The 16638-nt window shown below is 65.0% G+C and carries 15 protein-coding genes; 9 read left to right on the forward strand and 6 right to left on the reverse strand.

Translation table 11 applies throughout. The features are described 5' to 3' along the window. The first annotated feature begins 35 nt into the window (after positions 1-35). Positions 36-2051, forward strand: coding sequence for an aldo/keto reductase (locus tag GPJ75_RS01295; RefSeq protein WP_163264294.1), 2016 nt, complete (start codon positions 36-38; stop codon positions 2049-2051). Between the two features lie 75 nt (positions 2052-2126). Here GPJ75_RS01295 and GPJ75_RS01300 read toward each other — a convergent pair whose 3' ends face one another. From GPJ75_RS01300 to GPJ75_RS01320, 5 genes are all read right to left on the reverse strand, one after another. Next, positions 2127-2321, reverse strand: a complete 195-nt coding sequence (locus tag GPJ75_RS01300) for a type II toxin-antitoxin system VapB family antitoxin (protein WP_163264296.1) — start codon at positions 2319-2321, stop codon at positions 2127-2129. Positions 2322-2415: 94 nt separating this feature from the next. Further along, positions 2416-3639 (reverse strand): sialidase family protein, encoded by a 1224-nt coding sequence (locus tag GPJ75_RS01305; RefSeq protein ID WP_205602436.1) that lies wholly within the window; start codon positions 3637-3639, stop codon positions 2416-2418. A gap of 40 nt (positions 3640-3679) precedes the next feature. Then, a complete protein-coding gene (locus tag GPJ75_RS01310) occupies positions 3680-4591 on the reverse strand; it encodes a dihydrodipicolinate synthase family protein (protein ID WP_163264298.1) in 912 nt (303 codons plus the stop codon). A 2-nt stretch (positions 4592-4593) separates the two neighbouring features. Next, entirely contained in the window at positions 4594-5598 is a 1005-nt protein-coding gene (gene pdxA / locus GPJ75_RS01315) for a 4-hydroxythreonine-4-phosphate dehydrogenase PdxA (protein ID WP_163264300.1), read from the reverse strand. Next, a complete protein-coding gene (locus GPJ75_RS01320) occupies positions 5595-6359 on the reverse strand; it encodes an SDR family NAD(P)-dependent oxidoreductase (RefSeq protein WP_163264302.1) in 765 nt (254 codons plus the stop codon). The genes pdxA and GPJ75_RS01320 overlap by 4 nt, the downstream gene beginning before the upstream one ends. A gap of 302 nt (positions 6360-6661) precedes the next feature. On the opposite strand from GPJ75_RS01320, the gene GPJ75_RS01325 reads away from it, so the two are divergent. The 8 genes from GPJ75_RS01325 (at position 6662) to GPJ75_RS01360 (ending at position 15524) form a co-directional block, all read left to right on the forward strand. Next, entirely contained in the window at positions 6662-8293 is a 1632-nt protein-coding gene (locus GPJ75_RS01325) for an ABC transporter substrate-binding protein (RefSeq protein WP_163264304.1), read from the forward strand. A gap of 117 nt (positions 8294-8410) precedes the next feature. Next, positions 8411-9367 (forward strand): ABC transporter permease, encoded by a 957-nt coding sequence (locus tag GPJ75_RS01330; RefSeq protein ID WP_163264306.1) that lies wholly within the window; start codon positions 8411-8413, stop codon positions 9365-9367. Between the two features lie 8 nt (positions 9368-9375). Continuing rightward, on the forward strand, positions 9376-10326 hold the full coding sequence (locus tag GPJ75_RS01335; protein ID WP_425483106.1) for an ABC transporter permease: 951 nt from the start codon (positions 9376-9378) through the stop codon (positions 10324-10326). Continuing rightward, positions 10326-11336, forward strand: a complete 1011-nt coding sequence (locus tag GPJ75_RS01340) for an ABC transporter ATP-binding protein (protein ID WP_163264310.1) — start codon at positions 10326-10328, stop codon at positions 11334-11336. Before GPJ75_RS01335 ends, GPJ75_RS01340 begins: the two co-directional genes overlap by 1 nt. Beyond that, the gene (locus GPJ75_RS01345; RefSeq protein WP_163264312.1) at positions 11333-12334 is read left to right on the forward strand and encodes an ABC transporter ATP-binding protein; all 1002 of its coding nucleotides are present in this window, start codon (positions 11333-11335) and stop codon (positions 12332-12334) included. Before GPJ75_RS01340 ends, GPJ75_RS01345 begins: the two co-directional genes overlap by 4 nt. Next, positions 12335-13447, forward strand: a complete 1113-nt coding sequence (locus tag GPJ75_RS01350) for a four-carbon acid sugar kinase family protein (RefSeq protein ID WP_163264314.1) — start codon at positions 12335-12337, stop codon at positions 13445-13447. Continuing rightward, complete coding sequence (locus GPJ75_RS01355; protein ID WP_163264316.1) at positions 13444-14205, forward strand: FadR/GntR family transcriptional regulator; 762 nt, start codon at positions 13444-13446, stop codon at positions 14203-14205. The genes GPJ75_RS01350 and GPJ75_RS01355 overlap by 4 nt, the downstream gene beginning before the upstream one ends. A gap of 335 nt (positions 14206-14540) precedes the next feature. Beyond that, positions 14541-15524, forward strand: a complete 984-nt coding sequence (locus tag GPJ75_RS01360; protein WP_163264318.1) for an alpha/beta hydrolase — start codon at positions 14541-14543, stop codon at positions 15522-15524. A gap of 221 nt (positions 15525-15745) precedes the next feature. On the opposite strand, the gene GPJ75_RS01365 is transcribed toward GPJ75_RS01360, so the two are convergent. Further along, positions 15746-16429, reverse strand: coding sequence for an outer membrane protein (locus GPJ75_RS01365; RefSeq protein WP_163264320.1), 684 nt, complete (start codon positions 16427-16429; stop codon positions 15746-15748). Positions 16430-16638 lie beyond the last annotated feature (209 nt).

The following is a 16638-nucleotide window of genomic DNA, read 5'->3' on the forward strand; positions in this document are numbered from 1 at the left end:
AACAACCACTTGAAGAAGAGAAGAAAGCAGCTTTCATGACTTTATCACCCAAACTGCGCTGGGGCATTCTCGGGCCCGGAAACATCGCCAAGGCCTTCGCTGGCGGCATCGCCCATTCCGAGACGGGCGAGCTCGTCGCCGTCGGCGCGCGGCGGCCGGACAAGGCGCGCTACGCTGAGGATTTCGCCGGCGCCCGCGTGCTAGACGGCTATCAGGCGCTGCTCGAGGATAGCGAAGTCGAGGCGGTTTACATTTCGACGCCACACCCGCTGCACGCCGAATGGGCGATCAAGGCGGCGCGGGCCGGAAAGCATGTCCTGTGCGAAAAGCCCATGGGACTTACCGCCTACGAGGCCGACGCCGCCTTTAACGCCGCGCGCAAGGCCGGCACCTTCATGGGCGAGGCCTTCATGTACCGCTTCCACCCGCAGACGGCGAAGCTCATCGAGCTTGTCGCCGGCGGGGCGGTCGGCCAAGTGCGGCTCATCAGGTCGAGCTTCGGCTTCGCCATGCCCTCCGTCATGGCCGATCACCGGCTTTACGCCAATCATCTCGCCGGTGGCGGCATCCTCGATGTCGGCTGCTATCCCGTCTCCATAGCGCGGCTGCTCGCGGGTGCGGTGGAGGGCAAGCCGTTCCTCGATCCCGTCAAGGTGGTCGGCACGGCGCATCTGGGCGAGACGGGCGTCGACGAGTGGGCGTCGGCAATTCTGCATTTCGACAACGGCATCATCGCCGAGGCCTCCTGCTCGATCTCGCTGAAGCAGGACAACATACTGCGCGTCTTCGGCACCGAGGGACGCATCGAAGTGGCCGACTTCTGGTTTGCGAGCGGCGTGAAAGGTGGTGTCGGAAACATCGAGATCGTCAGGCCCGACGGTTCGAGGGAAACCGTCTCCGTCGCCGAGGACCGCTGGCTCTATGCTTTCGAGGTGGACGCGGTGGCCGGGGCCGTGCGCGCCGGGCGGCAGGAGTTCGCAGCTCCCGGCAAGAGCTGGGACGACACGCTGGGCAATATGCGCACGCTCGACCGCTGGCGTGCGGCCGCCGGCCTCACCTACGAGGTCGAGAAGCCGGCGCTGCGCAAGGCAACGCTTTCCGGCGATAGACTGGAAAAGCGTGCGGAGACCATCGGCCGCCGCAACCTGCCGGGCATCGGCAAGCCGCTCTCCGAGGTGGCTCTCGGCTTCGAGGATTTCCCGGATTTCGCCAGTGCCGCCATCCTGCTCGACGCTTTTTACGAGGCTGGCGGCAACGTCTTCGACACTGCTTTCGTCTATGGCGGCGGGCGCACCGAGGCGATCCTCGGCGACTGGCTTTCAAGCCGCGGGGTGCGCGAGGAGGCGGTGGTGATCGGCAAGGGCGCGCATTCGCCACTCGCCTATCCCGACGTCATCGCCAAGCAGCTCGACCAGTCGCTGGAGCGGCTCAAGACGAACCATGTCGACGTCTATTTCATGCACCGCGACAACCCGGACGTACCGGTGGGGGAGTTTGTCGACGCGATGGATGCGGAGGTGAAGGCGGGGCGCATCCGCGGGCTGTTCGGCGGCTCCAACTGGTCGATGGAGCGGATGAGCGAGGCGATCGATTACGCAAGAAAGAACGGCAAGACAGCGCCCGGCGTTTTGTCCAACAACTTCTCGCTGGCCGAGATGATCGACCCGATCTGGGCCGGCTGCGTAAGCGCTTCGGATGCGGCGTGGAAGGCCTGGCTCACCGAGCACCAGATCCCCAACTTTGCCTGGTCGAGCCAGGGGCGCGGCTTTTTCACCGAGCGCGCCGGCCGCGACAAGCGCGACAACGAGGAGCTGGTGCGCTGCTGGTACTCCGACGACAACTTCGCCCGCCGCGACCGCGCCGAGGAGATGGCGGGAGAGCGCGGCGTGAAGCCGATCCACATCGCGCTCGCCTATGCCCTGGCGCAGCCCTTCCCCGTCGTGCCGCTCATCGGGCCGCGGCGGCTGATGGAACTCGACGACAGCCTGACCGCGCTGTCGCTGAAGCTGTCGGCGGCGGATGTGCGATGGCTGGAGACGGGGGAGCGGTGAGCTAGGAGCGGTTGGCAGCTGTCAACGGCCGTTCCTCGCTCTTCGACCCTTCGGCGAATGAGGAGCTAGCTAGCCTCAATTTTCAGCTCGCCTGCGCGGACCAGCTTCGGCGTCGGGCATCGTGCCGCCCAAGGCGATCAGACGCTTGCCTGTTTCCATGCGAACCAACGTTTCCAGCGCCTGACGGACAATCGCCGCTGTTTCCTTCGTACCGGTCAAGGCCCTCGCCTTCTCCATGAGGCTATCGTCTATATTGATGGTTGTGCGCATGTGCGTCTCCCGTGGAGCGTCATCACAAACAGCATCAATTGATGCTGATTTCAACGCCTATACGCCAATCCGCGGACACCCTGTGCCGTAGCGGCTAGCTCCCCGCCGCCAGCACCCACTCTTCAGAAAACCGCACATGCTTGATCGCCTGCCTGTAGTAGGTGAAGGCGACATTGATGGTGCCGTCGCTTCCCTGGCAGATGGTGGGGTAGGAGAACTCGCGGTTGCGCAGCTCGGCCGAGTTGTTGGAGAGGCAGTTGCCGTCGCCTGTCTCGATATCGCGGCGGATGGGGAATGTCCTGCCGCCGTCCTCCGATAGCGCGATGGTCATCGGCGCGCGCGGCGTGCCCCAGATGGCGCGCGGCTGGCCGGGCGGCGGCAGATCCTCGTTGCCGTGTGTCTCGATCTCGTCGTAGAGCCCGGCGCGCCGCTCGGTGGAATCGGCGGCGCTGATGTGGTTGTAGACGATGGCCAGCCGGCCGCTTTGGAGCTTGATCATCTGGATCGACGAATTGTTGTTCGGCAGATCGGTCGGCTCCGGCGCCGTCCAGCTATGCCCGCCATCGCGCGAGATGCTGCGCTTGATGCTGTCGGCGAAGCGCGAGCGGTAGGCGGCAATGTACTGGTCGTCCTGAAGGGGAACGATGTCCATATGGACCGCGCCGAGGCTGCCCGGCACCTCCACCCGCCGCCAGTTCTTGCCCGCGTCCCTGGAGATCATCACCGCGCTGCTGTCGTTGTGCCCGCGCCAGCGCTTGCCGGGTGCCGCGCGGCATAGAAAGACGGGCAGCAGCCACTCGCCGGCGCCGTTGACGACGATCGGATGGCGCACGAAGGTGCCCGGCTCGTCAAAAAGAACGCCGACGGGGCCGAAGGTCTCGCCGTTGTCCTCGGAGACGCGGTATTTGACCAGCGCCGTCGCCTGGTCTCCGGCGATCTGAGACGTATAGACCAGCCACAGCCGGCCATCCGGCGCCGAAAACAGGAACGGGTTCTGTTCCGAGCGTTCCATGTCGTCGGTAAGGCGCACCGGCTCGGACCAGCGGCGGCTGCCTTTCTTGAGCCGGGCGAAGAAGATGCAGACATCTCCCCTGCCCTCCTGGGAGCCGGCGAACCAGACGCAGGCAAGATCGCCGTTCGCAAGCTCCAGGAGGTTGGCGGCATGGCTCTGCGGTACGGGCGATGCCAGCCACGCCTCCTCCCTTTCGCTGTCACCCGGATTGGGGCGCAGCACGCCGTCCATGGCATCGCGCACTGCCTCCGGCGCGAGCGGCGGGTGCACCGGGTACACCGGGTGTGACCGATCTATAGGGGTCATCGGGTTCCTCCTCGTTCGTGCCGATGGCCCCTTGCCCGGCTCAGCCGAGCGCGGCCATGGCGGCTTTCAGCTCTTCCAACTGCGCATCGTCGAGCGGCGTGAGCGGCGGGCGCACATTGCGCCAGGCTGGCTCGCCCGTCCTCAGCGCCAGCATCACCTTGACGGTGGGGATCTGCGGGAAGCGGTTGGCAAGGGTGCGCCAGGCGGTGATGCGCTCCTGCGCGGCGGCGACCTCGACCTTGCGCTCCGGGTCCGCGAAATGGTCGAAGACGGTTCTCAATTCGCCGGCGATGAGGTTGGAGGTCGCGGTGATGCAGCCGGCGCCGCCGGCCTCGAGCAAGGGCAGCATCAACGGGTCGGCTCCGGACAGGACCGCGAAGCCCGGCACGGCGGCAAGCACCGCCTTCATGTTGGCGATATCGCCGCCCGAATCCTTGATGCCTACCACCGTGTCCGGATAGGCGGCGGCCAGCCGCTCGATGAGAGGGATCGACAGCGGTACCGCCGACATTGGCGGGATGTGATAGAGCAGCACCTGCAAGCGCGCATCGCCGATGCGCTCGATAATCTCGGCATAGGCGGCGAAGAGGCCATCGTCGGAAACGCCCTTGTAATAGAAGGGCGGCAGCATGAGGACGCGGTTGATGCCAAGCGCCAGCGCATCCTTCGTCAGCGCCACGGTATCGGGGATCGCCGGCGTGCCGGTGCCGGGGATGAGCTGGCCGGGCTTAAGGCCCGCTTCGAGGGCGGCTTCGAGGATCTGCCTGCGTTCATCGCGGGAGAACGAGTTCGCCTCTCCCGTCGTGCCCAGCACGGCAAGACCGTCGCATCCCTCTTCGATCAGCCGGCGGCAGTGGGCCTTGAAGAGGTCGAGGTCCGGGGAGAGGTTTCTGCCGATGGGTGTGGCGGCAGCGGAAAAGACGCCGGAAATTCTTGGCGAGCGCGAGTTCATCATCATGCTCCGGGTGAGGGTTTCGGATGCGCCGCCAATTTGCGCGCATAGGCAATCGCGGCATGCATGTTGATATGACTCGCCTTGCCGGTGCCCGCAATGTCGAATGCCGTGCCGTGATCGACCGAGGTGCGGTCGATGGGAAGGCCGAGGGACACGTTGACCGTTGTGTCGAAGGCGACCAGCTTCATCGGGATGTGGCCCTGGTCGTGATACTGCGCCACCACAAGGTCGAACGCACCGTGATAAGCGCGGTGGTAGACCGTGTCGGGCGAAACCGGCCCGGTGACGTCGATGCCCTCGCCCCGCGCCATCTCGACGCCCGGCGCCACCTGCTCGTCGTCCTCGCGGCCGAACAGGCCGTTCTCGCCGCAATGGGGGTTGATGCCGGCAACCGCGATGCGCGGCGCAGCGAGGCCGAGCCGGCGCAGGTGTTTATGCCCGGCGCGGATCGTTTCCAGAATGCGCTGCGGCGTGGCGCGGTCGATCGCCTTTTTCAGCGAGACGTGGGTGGAGACGTGCACCGCCGACAGCCGCTCGGACGCCAGCAGCATGAAGGAGGAGCGCGAACCGGTGAGCGCGGCCAGCATGCCGGTATGTCCGTCGTAATGGTGGCCGGCGCGGTTTAGCGCCTCCTTGTTGATGGGTGCGGTGACGATGCAGCCGATGCGGCCGGCACGGGCATGCTCGACCGCCGATGCGATGAAGCGGAAGGCGGCGTCGCCGCAGCGCGGGTCGAGCCGGCCGAAGGTGACGGGCCCGTCCACCGGAATATGGTCGACGGCAACGGTGCCCTCGATCACCTCCCCCGGCCTTCCCTCCACGAATTTCAGATCGGTGCCGGTGATCTCCGCGGCCGCCTTCAGCACCGGGATGCTGCCGATCACGAGCACCTGGCGGCGGTGCGCCGCTTCCATGTCGGCCAGCGCCTTGCAGATGATCTCTGGACCGACGCCGGCGGGGTCGCCGAGGGTAATGCCGATCGGCCGTTCAGCACCTTCACTCATGGCATCAACTGTCCGCCGTTGACCTCGATCACCTGCCCGGTGATGTAGCCGCTCATGCGCTCGCTGGCCAGGAACTCATAAGCGCCGACACAGTCCTCCGCCGTGCCGAGACGGCCGAGCGGAATGCCCTTCGTCACCTGTGCGAGCTGCTCCGGCGTCGAGTAGCGCTCGTGGAAGGGCGTGACGATCACGCCGGGCGCCACCGCGTTGACGCGCACCGAATAGGGCGCCAGCTCCTTGGCGAGAACCCGCGTCAGCGTGCTGACGAAGGCCTTGGCTGAACCGTAGAGCCCTGCCCCGTCGCTGCCGCCGGTGCGCGCGGCAACGGAGGTGGTGTTGATGATGGTGCCGGAGCGCTGCTCGCGCATGATGTTTGCCGCCCGCCGCGCGGCGAAGAAGACTCCGCCGATATTGACGTCGACGACCCTGTGATACTGCTCGTCCGCCGCCTCGGCGATGGCCGTGCGGCCGAACATGGAGCCGGCGTTGTTGATGACGATATCGAGCCGGCCAAGCGCTTTCGCGGCCTCGTCCACCAACCGGCCGCCAGCCTCCGGCGCCGCGACATCCCCCTGGACGACGTGCACCTTTACGCCGCTTTGCGCGACCTCGGCGGCTACCGTCTCGGCGCCGTCACGATTGGCGTTGCAATGGATGACGAGATCGACCCCCAGCGCGCCGAAGCGGCGTGCAACCGCCGCGCCGATGCCGGAGCTGGCTCCGAAAATCAAGGCTGACTTACCCTTCAAGTCCGTGCTCACCGTCTCGCTCCCATGTCAGCCTCGTCTGCGGAATGTGCCGGCGAGGGTGTTTTTTATCCTCAAATTTGTCAAGTTGATATTTTGCTTCTCGCGCTTGTATTATCTGCCAGATCCGAACCAACATGTTGTAATTAAATGAATATATGTAGCGTAGATGAATTTTTCCGATGCAAGCTTGGGATTATATATTGACATGTTTGCAGATTATGAGAGGCTTTGACGATTGGCAGACCGGCGTTACGGCAAGGCGAGGAACCGCCGCCGGAGTGCGGGTACGGAGTTTTTTCAGGGAGGAGCAAATCATGTCAGAGGAACATCTGTCGCGCCTTTCGCGGCGAGCGTTGTTGAAGGTCGGCGGAGCGGCGTTTGCCGGCCTTTCCGCCTATTCCATGGGCCTGCGCCTTGCGGGGGCGCAGGAGGAGCAGGTGCTCAAGGTCGCCCATCCGGTCTTCACCATGGACTGGTCGCCGCTGCGCGGCGGGGGACACCATTTCCGCTGGAACTCGCTGTGGTGGGCCGCGCCCATGTACTTCGATGCCGAAAGCGCGCTCCAGCCTTACGTCTTCGCCTCCTGGGAGCCGTCGGACGACGCAAGGACATGGACCTTCAAGATCGCCGACGACGCGAAGTTCTCGGATGGCAGCCCGATCACGTCGGCCGACGTGAAGGGCTCGTGGGAGCTTGCCGCCATGCCGGCGTCCAAGAGCCAGCGCGTGGCCCAGTTGCTTTCCGGCGTCGAGGGCTATGACGCGGTTGTCGGCGGCAGCGCCAGCGAGATACCGGGTATCGCCACGCCCGACGAGAGCACGGTGGTGGTCACGCTGACGGCGCCCGACCCGGTCTTCCACATGCGCATCGCCAACCACATCGCGCCCATCGTCAAGGCATCGGAAGCGCGCGATGAGAGCGGCAACGAGGTGCTGGACTGGTACATGCCGGAAAACGGGGGCTCCGTCTCCGGTCCGTTCAAGATGACCAGCGTCGATCTCGATGCCGGCACGCTCGTCTTCGAGCCGAACGAGAATTTCTTCGGCCCGGCGCCGAAGCTGGCGCGCGTCGACATCACCACGGTGGAGGACGCGGTGGCGGCGACGGCACTTCTGCAGGCCGGCGATTACAACGCCCATACGGAACTCGTGACGTCGACCATCATCCAGGACCTTGGCGCGGAGTTCTCCGCCGGCCCGATTATCCCGACCGGTCAGCATTTCTGGTTGAACACCAGCCGCGCACCCTTCGACGATCCGAAGGTGCGCGAGGCGCTGATCCTCGCCGTCGACCGTGACGGTCTCTTCCAGGCCACCTTCCCCGACGGACCGCACAAGAAGGCGGACCAGATCATCTTTCCCGTTCCCGGCTCCGAGGACAGCGGCTTTAAGCCCTATCCCTACGATCCGGAACGGGCGAAGCAGTTGCTTGCCGAATCGAGCTATGGTGGGCCCGAGCGGCTGCCGAAGATCCTCATCGCCGGCATCTCCTCGCCGGCGCGCGCGGTAGCAGGGCAGTACATCGCCGAGCAATGGCGCCAGAATCTCGGCATCACCGCCGTCGAAATGAAGCCCAGCCAGGACGATTTCGGGCCGGAAGGCTCGCAGGTGCAGGTGATGCGCGACGACGTGGGCACCCGCGTGCCCGACGCGGTTGCATATCTTGCCGGCGCCATCGCTTCGTCTTCGTCCACCGCCACAAACAAGCTGGGCGGCTACAAGAACGAAAAGGTCGACGCGCTTCTGGAGGAGGCCGCGGCCTTGCCGGTGGACGATCCCGAGCGCATCGCCAAGGCGCAGGAGGCGCAGCGGCTGTTCCGCGAGGATTACTGCTTCATCCCATGGTACCATGAGGCCATGTCGCGCTGGGCGCTGCCTTCGGTGAAGAACATCGACAAGAACCTCGACTGGCAGGTCGCCACGCCTTGGGCGGTGGAGATCGGGTAGGCTCTGCCAGCATGTTCGTTCGCCTCGTTGCGATCTGATCGCTGGAGACGCCGGCGCGAAGGGGCGCCGGCGATTTGTCCGCATTTCTCCCAGCCGCACGACAGGAAGAGAGCCGCAATGCTGCGTTACATACTGATCCGCCTGGCTATCTGGATCCCGTCAGTGCTGCTCATCGTGCTCGGCGTCTACGCCCTCGCCTTCTATGGCACCGGCGACCCGATCAAGCTGATCTTCCTGCGCGCGCCGGGCGATGTGGCTTATGACCCCGTGCGCATCGAGGCGATCCGCGAGAGCGCCGGGCTCAACCGGCCCTTCATCGTCCAGTTCGGCAATTATCTCTGGAACGTGCTGCACGGAGACTTCGGCAACTCGCTGCTCTCCGGCCGCTCCGTGTGGAGCATGATTTCGGCGGCCGCGCCCGTTTCCTTCCAGCTCGGCGTGCTGGCCATCCTGCTTGCCGCCGTCACGGCGATCCCGCTCGGCATGATCGCCGGGCTGAAACAGAACACGCGCCTCGACTATGCCATCCTCGGCTCGGCGCTGTTTCTCTGGTCTATCCCCGCCTATGTGGCCGGGCCCGTGCTGATGGTGCTGCTTCTCGTCGTGTTGCCGTCGAGCAGCGTGCCCTATGGCTGGGGCGGCGTTTTCGATCTCCGCATCATCCTGCCGCTCATCGTCTTGTCCTTCCAGCCCATCGCGCTCACCGTGCGGCAGACGCGGGCGGCGGTGATCGAGGTTCTGAGCGAGGACTTCGTCCGCACGGCGCGGGCCAAGGGTGTGCCGGAGATCATGGTGGCGCTGCGCCACATCCTGCGGCCAGTGCTCACCCCCATCGTCACCCAGCTTGGGCTCATCATGATCATGCTGGTCAATGGCGCGATCTTCGTCGAATTGGTGTTCGGCCTGCCCGGTCTCGGCCGGCTCACCGTCTCGGCGCTGCTCAATTCCGACTATCCGCTGATCCTGGCTATCACGATCATCGGCTCGTTCCTCGTCATGGCGTCGAACCTTCTGGTGGACGTGCTCTATCCCCTGCTCGATCCGCGGGCGACCCACATGCGGAGGGCACAGTGATGAGCGATATGGCCCTCAAGCAAGAGGATGTCCGCGGGGAGCCGCCGGTCAACCTTTGGCGCGACGCCTGGTACCGGCTGAAACAGAACCGCATGGCGCTGACGAGCCTCGTCATCATCCTGGCGCTCGCCTTCATCGCCGTCTTCGGGCCGTGGCTGACGCCCTACGACTTCCTGAGCCAGGATTTGATCGCCCGCAACCAGCCGCCGACATGGGCGCATCCCTTCGGCACGGACGAACTGGGCCGGGATGTGCTTTCGCGCGTGATCTACGGCACGCGCACCGCCTTCATCGTCGCCATCTCGGTGACCGCCGTCGCTACCCTCATCGGCATCGTTCTCGGCGCGCTCGCCGGCTATTTCGGCGGCCTGTTCGATCGCTTCGTGATGTGGTTCACGGACATGACCATGTCGGTGCCGCAGCTTCTCCTGGTGGTCGTCATCAACGCTTCGCTGAAGCCGCCGCTCGCGCGCTGGATGGAGGCGCAATATCTGGAAACGCTGAACCCGATCTACCGCAATTCGATCATCATCGATTTCGTTCTCGTGTTCGGCTCCATGGCGCTGATCACGTGGCCGCCCTACGCACGGCTGGTGCGGGCCCAGGTGCTGAGCGTGCGCAACCGGCCCTATGTCACCGCGGCCCGCGCCCTCGGCCTGTCGACGCCGGTCATCATCGCCCGCTACATCGTGCCGAACGCGCTGGGGCCGCTGATCGTCGCCGTCAGCGCCGGGCTCGGCACGGCGATGGTCTTGGAGAGCGCCTTCAGCTTCCTCGGGATCGGTGTCAATCCGCCCATGCCGAGCTGGGGCAACATGATCGCCGATGGTCTCAGGGTGTGGCGCAACTATCCGCACCTGCTTCTGGCGCCCGCCATGATGCTGGCCCTCGCCACCGTCGCTTTCAGCTTCCTCGGCGATGGACTCAACGACGCGCTCAACCCGAAGGGGCAGAAGTGATGGCCGGCGAGAAGCCCCAAGAGCCGCTGCTTAACGTGCGCGACCTTTCCATCGAGGTTGCCACGCGCAACGGGCCGGCGCGCATCGTCGACGGCATATCGCTCACGGTGGACAAGGGCGAAACGCTGGGCGTGGTGGGCGAATCGGGCTGCGGCAAGAGCCTCACTATGCTGAGCCTGCTCGGCCTGTTGCCCAACAAGATCTCGGTCATCGGCGGCAGCGCCATTTTCAAGGGCCGCGATCTGTTGGCCATGCCGCACAGGGAGTTGCGCAAGGTGCGCGGCGGTGAGATCGGCTTTGTCTTCCAGGACCCGATGACCTCGCTCAACCCGGTGGTCAGGATCGGCCAGCAGGTGATGGAGCCGCTCCTTTATCACCGGAACATGAGCCGCGCCGAGGCGCGCAAGCGGGCGGGCGAGCTTTTGAAGCTTGTCGGCATTCCCGGCGCGGAGGAGCGGCTGGACAACTACCCGCACGAGCTTTCGGGTGGCATGCGCCAGCGCGTGATGATCGCCATCGGCCTTGCCTGCGATCCCGCGCTTCTGATCGCCGACGAGCCGACCACCGCCCTCGACGTGACCATCCAGGCGCAGATCGTCGATATCGTGAAGGAGCTGCGCGCAAAGCTCGGCATGTCCATCGTCTGGATCACCCACGACCTGGCGCTGATCGCCGGGCTGGTGGACCGCGTGGTGGTGCTCTACGCGGGAACCGTGGTGGAGGATGCGCCGGTCGACGTGCTCTACGAAAACCCGGCACACCCCTATACGCGCGGGCTCTTGGCCTCGATCCCGAGGCTGAAGGACGAGGGGGCGGAGAAGCTGAGCTCCATCGGTGGCACGCCGCCCGAGCCCGGCCGCCGGCCGGCAGGCTGTGCTTTCGCGCCGCGCTGCCCGATTGCGCGGGCCGAATGCGAACGGGCCGCCCCTGCGCTCGAGCCGCTGAAGGGGGGAGGCCCGCATCGCGTTGCCTGCTTCGCGGCCGGCGAAATCGCGGAGGCGGTGGCATGAACGCGCTGGCGAAGACCGAGCCTCTGCTGCAGATCGAAGGACTGACGAAGCATTTCCACGTACGCCTCGGCGCCTTCGGGGAGCGCGAGGCGGTGGTGCATGCCCTCGACGACGTCTCCTTCGACATCATGCCCGGCGAGACGCTGAGTGTCGTCGGCGAGAGCGGCTGCGGCAAGTCCACCGCCGGCTTCACGATCCTGCAACTGCACCGGCCGACCGCGGGCCGCATCCGCTATCAGGGCCGCAACCTTGCGGGCCTCGATGAAAAGGCGCTCAGACCCTATCGGCGCGAACTGCAGATCATCTTTCAGGACCCCTACTCCACCCTCAACCCGCGCATGACCATAGGCGAGGCGATCGCCGAACCCATCCTGTTCCACAAGCTGGCGCCGAAGGGGGAGGTGAAATCCCGCGTTGAGCGGCTGCTTGCCGATGTCGGCCTGCCGGTGCGTTTTGCGATGCGCTACCCGCACGAGCTTTCCGGCGGTCAGCGCCAGCGCGTGGCGATCGCCCGGGCGCTCGCCTGCGAGCCGAAGTTCATCGTTTGCGACGAGGCAATCTCGGCGCTCGACGTGTCGATACAGGCGCAGATCATCAACCTGCTTCTGGAGCTGCAGCGGAAATACGGCCTTACCTATCTCTTCATCGCCCACGACCTGGCGGTGGTGCGCCACATCAGCACGCGGGTGGCGGTGATGTATCTCGGCCGGGTGGCCGAACTCGCCCCGCGCGACCGCCTGTTCGGCAGCCCGCTGCACCCCTACACCAGGGCGCTGCTTTCCGCGGTACCCGAGGCGGACCCGGCCTATGAGCGAAAGCGCCAGCGGCAGATCCTTCAGGGCGATGTGCCGAGCCCGATGGCACCGCCGGCGGGCTGCCGCTTCCACACGCGCTGCCCGCTCGCTACCGACCGCTGCCGCGTAGAGATGCCGGTATGGCGGGAGGCATCGCCCGGCCACCATGTTGCCTGCCACCTGGCGGAGGGCGGGGGCGAATGAATGGGCGTTAGGCTAGCCGTCATCGCAGACGACCTGACGGGCGCGCTCGATACCAGCGCACCTTTCGCGGCAAGGGGACTGTCGGTACGCGTGGCGCTCGGTATCGAAGCACTGAAGACAGCACTTCAGGGCAATCCCGAGATCGTCGCCGTGAACACGGCCTCGCGCGGCCTTTCGCCGGAAGCCGCTGCCGGGCGGGCGGCGGAGGCGGCGGAGCACATTCTCGGTCATGGCCGACCGGCCGTCGTATTGAAGAAGATCGACTCGCGGCTCAAGGGCAACATCGCGGTCGAGGCTGTTGCGGTTGCCGAAATTTTCGGCTTTGCCCGTGCCGTTGCCGCACCGGCGGTGCCCGATCAGGGGCGCTGGACGGTCGAGGGCGCGGTGATCGGCCGGGGCGTGGAGCATCGCATACCGGTTGCCGCGCTGTTCGACGGGGCGGGATTGGCTGTGGATGTTGCCGATGCCAAGCACGACCGGGACCTTTTGGACATCGCTGCCGGGACGGACTGGTCGCAGACGCTGGCGATAGGGGGCCGCGGGCTGGGCCAGGCCTTTGCGGCTATGCTGGAGGCAGAGCGCCGCCCCTCCTCCGCCCCGATGCCACGCTCCGGTGCTGTTGTCTTCGCCTTCGGTTCCCGCGATCCGATTACCGAAGCTCAGATCGCCCATCTCAAGGCTGCACGGGCCGACCTCATGGTCGTTACGGCACCGGATGGCCGCTTGCCACGGATCGACAATCCGCGCCTGCCGCTCCTCCTGCATTGTACTGGCGGGATGACGGCGCGGCCGGACGAGGTGGCCGCGCAGTTCGCCGAGGGTGTCGTCAGGCTTGTCCGCCAGGTGAGGCCGGATCTCCTGGCATTGGGCGGCGGCGACACGGCCCTGGCGGTCTGTACGGCGCTCGGCGCGGGCGTGGCCGTGCCCTTGGGCGAAGCCGCGCCGGGACTACCCTGGTTCGAATTGACCGGTGAAACAGGCGTCGTCTTGCCCTGTGTGGTAAAGTCAGGCGGATTCGGACGCGTGGACGTGTTGAGCGGTTTGCTCGCGGAGAGGTCGGCGGATATAGCCGGGACGCTTAGGAGCCGGGAACGGGAATGGACAGGCCGATGACGGAGAATGCAACCACCGGTGCGGACAAGGGCGCAGAGGCGCCGTCGCCGCGCGGGCGCCCCGTCAAGCTGGTCGATCTCGTCTACGGCAAGCTTCTGGAGCGCATTCAAACGGGTGAGTACGGGCCTGAAAGCCGCCTGCCGGCCGAGCACGACCTTGCCGCCATGTTCGACGTTTCGCGGCCCATCGTGCGCGATGCTCTAAGCCGGCTGAAGGAGCAAGGTATCATCTACTCGCGGCAGGGTGCAGGCAGCTTCGTGCGCGGCGAACTGCCGCCGGCGGCCGTGCTCGCCTATGCGCCGGTGGAGAACATCGCCGACATCCAGCGCTGCTACGAATTCCGCCTGACGCTGGAGCCGGACGCGGCCTATTACGCCGCCAAGCGGCGCGACAAGGCGGCTATCGCCAAGATCGCCGCAGCCCTCAACCAGATGAAGGACGCGACCCAGCACAAGCTGCACCGCGAGGACGCCGATTTCAGCTTCCACAAGGCCATCACCGACGCCTCGAACAACCACTTCTATGCTTCCTCCATGGAGGCGCTGAAGCGGCACATCGCGGTCGGCATGCACCTGCACGGCCTGTCGCTGCAGGGACCCACGCGCGGAGGGCTGGAGCATGTGCTCGAAGAGCACCGCACCATCTACAACGCCATCGTGGAGGGCCGTGCCGAGGACGCGCGTGAGGCCATGCGCAAACACCTCGAAGGCTCGCGCGACCGCCTGTTCGAAGGCCGCATCCTGGACCTGTCGCTGTAACGCCCGCACTTCTCCCCGCGCCCCCGCTGGGAGAACTGAGACCGGCGCCCCCGGGAGTCAGGGGCATTGCCTGAATGCCGGCCCTGCGGTTGCCTTTGACGGTCCGCAGTGAGTCGGAGAATCGCACAATGATGCTGCAAGGTCCAGTGTGGCGGTCGACGCTGCTGCCGGAACTTTTTTGCCGGCCACCGGTTGCTGATCTGGTTCGGTTGAAGCTGCAACGGCCGCTTCTCAAGGGTTCCGCGATCTTGGAAAAGCGGGCATCCTATCGAAAACCCATAGGTGGCCCAACCAACCTCCTGGACGTGTCCTGCCCCGGCGTATTGAATTCAGACATGCTTCTTCGTCTCGACCCCGCCGATATCACCGAGGCCAGACGCCTGAACCGGAAGCTCGCCTGGATGCCGAAGTTCCGCCCGCGTGGGCGGATCAAGGCCTTTCTCATGCACGGCGTTATGCGGATGGGGCAGCTTCGCCCGCAGCCCTATCTGCAGCGCTTGAACGTAGACGTCGAGATGCGCGAGGTGACGTTCGATGGCGGGCGGGTCCGGGTTCGGATCCTGCGTCCAAACACCCGGCCCAGGGGTGTCTATCTCGATATCCATGGCGGCGCGTGGATCGTCGGCAACGCGCGCTGCGACGACCCATGCAACGCGATGATCGCCGCGGAATGCGGTATGGCCGTGGTGAGTGTCGATTACCGCTTGGCGCTCGACAACCGGCTCGATCTCTGCATCGAGGACTGCCGCAAGGCGGCCTTCTGGCTCGTGGAGAACGGCGAGAGCGAATTCGGGACGGACCGCATCGTCATCGGCGGCGAATCGGCCGGCGCGCATCTGGCGGCGTGCGCGCTGCTTGCCCTACGCGATGCGGGGCAGGTTTCCGGGCTTGCCGGGGCGGTGCTGTTTTACGGCGCCTATGACCTGAGCGGCAGCCCGAGCCTGCGCGCCGCGGGGCCCGAGACACTGGTGCTGCACGGCCCGTCAGCCTTTCGCAACCTCAAGCGGCTGACAGCGAACAGGAGCGAGGAAGAACGGCGCAGACCGGATATCTCTCCGCTCTACGGGGAACTGACAGGCCTTCCGCCGGCACTCTTTCTGGTTGGCGCTCTTGACCCGCTGCTGGACGACACCCTGCAGATGGCCGAACGCTGGAACGCCGCCAACGGAAACGCAGAACTGACGGTCGTGCCGGAGGCGCCGCATGCGTTCAATCGGCTGAAGACCCCAATAGCCGTCAAGACGAACGCCTATGTGCGGCGGTGGGTAAGCCATAGGCTGATGGCGCCGGCGACGGTCCACTCGGACAAGGTGGCCTGAACGGCGGGAATGAGGACGCTCGTCCGATGTGTTCCGGACAGCGATGCAAAAGGCGAGAAGCCGCCCTGCCGAGCAGGGAATAGAACAGTTCATCGATTCCATGAAGCGATGAACTTGTCTAACTCCTTGTTTTGTCGCAATTTCGGACGGAAAACTGGTTTCCACTTTTCCTGGAATTGCTCCAGGTGCAGCCGCGCGGAACTACACCTCTGCGGATTGCCCTAGAACTTGAGGCCGAGTCCCGCGCGCACGGTGTGCATTGTGACAGAAATGTCCTCTTGGCTTCGGTTGTCGTAGGAATAGTGGAATTCACCGAAATCCAGGTACTGATATTCGACCCTGCCGAAAAACCTCTTGTTGAAGGCGTAATCGGCGCCCGCGCCGACCGTGTAGCCGACAGCCTTATCGCTGTATTTATAGTCGAGTTCTATGCCATCGACGATGCTCCCCACGTTCTGCAGCACATCTCCTTTGCCGAAAGCCACACCGCCCGTCACATAGGGCAGGAAAGGGCCTGTTGCAGTGCCAGCGCGCATGCGTGCGCTTCCGAACCATTGGACATCATAGCCGATCCTGGTGCGAAGTGTGTCGTCGCCGTCCGATATCTCGTGCTTGATATTGGCGTATTGAAAGTCGCCTTCAATGCCGAGAACCCAATCGTCGAACTGGTAATCGTAACCCACGAAGGCGCCCCCGAACGCGCCCTTGGGGTCGAGATACAGGTCAGTATCGGTTTTTCCCCAACCATGGCCGCCATCGACGCCGATGTAGAAACCGCCCCAGTCATAGGTGGGCATCGGCGCTACGACGGCGGGAGCGGGCGTCGGCTCCTCATAGATCATGTCGGCGGCAAGAGCAGGAGACGTGAGGAATATTGCCAGGGGGATTAGCAGGCGCAGTCGCATGAGGACCTCGATTTATACCTATAGTTGTAATCTCCATAGCGGACGAAAATGATTCTCTCAACCCTGAGGTGATCAGAGAAGGCAAGATACTTGGGATTTAACCGTATTGTTGCGGAGGGAATCGGGTAAGAATCAACACCTATAGGTTGAGCATAGCCCTACCCAACTGGTGTTATGGCTGCGGAAGGGCCGCGCTGGCTGCGCCCGAA

Source organism: Chelativorans alearensis (genome assembly GCF_010993735.1).
Lineage (GTDB): Bacteria > Pseudomonadota > Alphaproteobacteria > Rhizobiales > Rhizobiaceae > Chelativorans > Chelativorans alearense.